The organism is Streptomyces sp. NPDC057474 (genome assembly GCF_042802555.1).
GTDB lineage: Bacteria > Actinomycetota > Actinomycetes > Streptomycetales > Streptomycetaceae > Streptomyces.
The window spans coordinates 1-1,409 of record NZ_JBHVDX010000496.1 but is presented as its reverse complement, the minus strand read 5'-3'; the positions used below and the strand labels follow the sequence as shown (position 1 = coordinate 1,409).

1 protein-coding gene is annotated in these 1,409 nt (G+C 70.8%); it reads left to right on the top strand.

Annotation, left to right across the window (positions count from 1 at the left end; genetic code table 11):
* The coding region (locus ACFU53_RS48030; RefSeq protein WP_384007010.1) for a beta-ketoacyl reductase at positions 1 to 1,409 on the top strand (1,409 nt) is incomplete at both ends.

The following is a 1,409-nucleotide window of genomic DNA, read 5'->3' as shown; positions in this document are numbered from 1 at the left end:
GAGATCGGCCCCGACGGCACCCTCACCGCCCTCGCGCGGGACTGTGTACCGGACGACACCGACGATGTGCTCTTCGTCCCGCTGCTCCGCAAGGACCGCGACGAAGTGGACTCTGTCGTCAGCTGTGTCGCCGCCGGGTTCACGGTGGGCGTCCCCGTCGACTGGGCCGCCATGATCGGCGCGCGCCCCATGGTCGAAGTCGACCTGCCCACATATGCCTTCCAACGCGAGCGGTTCTGGCCACAGACGAAGCGTAGTGCGCAAAACTTCGCATCCTGGGAGCCGACGGAACCGGAAGAGGCGCGCGAGCTGGCGAACGCGCTGGACATCAGTGAAGACGTCGTCCAGGACGTCCTGTCAGGGCTTTCCGTCCGGCGTCGGGAACGGACGGTGCGGGCCGAGGTCGACGGCTGGCGGTATCGCGTCGGCTGGGAGGCGGTGTCCCCTGCTCCCGGAGCTGTACCTGCCGGGCGGTGGCTCGTGCTGCACCCGGCCGGTGGCTCGACACGGCTCGACACCGTCACCGCAGCCCTGCCCGACGCCCTGGTCCTGCCCGTCCCCGAGCAGCACGACCGGGTGGAGCTCGCCCGAGCCATCCGCGTCGCTCTCCCAGGGGTGGACGTCGCCGGAGTGGTCGTCCTGCCCGACACCGTCGCGCAGGCGCTCATCGCCACACAGGCACTGGGCGACGCCGAGATCGGCGGGCCCGTGTGGTGGATCACCCGTGGAGCAGTCGCACAGGACCACGACGACGACGGCTCCCCGTATCCCGAGCAGGCCGCCGTCTGGGGGCTCGGACGGGTGACGGCGCTGGAGCACCCCGACCGCTGGGGCGGTCTGATCGACCTGCAGCGGAACCCGGACCGGGACGTGGCGGGCCTGGTCGCGGCGGCACTGGCCTCCGCGGCGGAGGACCAGCTCGCGTTGCGCGACGACCGTGCCTTCGCCCGGCGTCTGCGACAGGATCCGGCCCCACAGATCACCGGTCAGGGCTGGAAGCCCTCCGGACGAGTCCTGGTCACCGGGGGCACGGGAGCCCTCGGCGCCCACGTGGCACGCTGGCTCGCCCGAAACGGCGCGAGCGAACTGGTTCTCACCGGCCGTCGGGGACCCGAGGCTCCCGGAGCCGCCGAACTCACGTCGGAACTACGGGAGTTGGGAGCGCATCGAGTGAGTGTCGAGGCCTGCGACATGGCCGACCGGGCATCGGTCGCCGCGCTCCTCTCCCGGCACCGTGTCGACGCCGTCTTCCACGTGGCCGGTGTCCCGGACCACAAGCCCCTCGACGAGATCGACAACGCCCATCTGGCCGCGGTGTTGGGGGCGAAGGGGTGGGGTGCGGTGTATCTGGACGAGTTGACGCGGGGCTGGGATCTGGATGCGTTTGTAGTGTTTTCTTCCATTGCGGG